The sequence below is a fragment of the Vibrio sp. 1069 genome (assembly GCF_033340555.1).
In genome coordinates, this window is record NZ_JAWOWP010000753.1 from 1 (window position 1) to 562 (window position 562).

The 562-nt window shown below is 47.9% G+C and carries 1 protein-coding gene; it reads right to left on the reverse strand.

Going from position 1 to position 562, the window contains the following annotated elements:
- Positions 1-54 precede the first annotated feature (54 nt).
- Positions 55-562: response regulator (locus R7040_RS28865; RefSeq protein ID WP_318097951.1), on the reverse strand; the 508-nt coding region annotated here is incomplete at its 5' end.

Consider the following 562-nt stretch of genomic DNA (forward strand, 5'->3'; position numbering starts at 1 on the left):
AAATCACCGCTTTAACTGTTTTACACTCAAAATACGATCTGGGTTCGCGCTTTGTTACCGTATCACTTTTTTATAACAACGTTCCGGACGCCCAACCGTGCCGTAGTTTAGATCCGCTTCTAGTTCACCCGAGCTGATCAAATATTCTAAATAACGTCTTGCCGTGGTTCGGCTAGCGCCAATCTTTTCTCCTGCTTCATCAGCCGTTAGTGCGGCTTCACCAACAAACAAGTCGCGAATTTTATCGAGCGTTACGCTATCTATCCCTTTAGGCAAGCGTTTAGGGCAACTGTCCGTCCCTGTATTTGATTGCAACATGCGGTCAACCAAACCTTGATCGAGGCTTTCCGCGACATCCAGCTGTTGGCGCTGAGTGATGTATTTTTTAAGTGCCGCTTCCAAGCGTGGGAACATGACGGGTTTCAACAGATAATCCACTACACCTCCGCGCATCGCTTGCTGTAGTGTGTCGACATCCCGAGCCGCGGTAATCAAAATCACATCACAAGTTTGATTGTTTGAGCGCAGCGTATTTAGTATCTCCAACCCTGTACCATCCGGC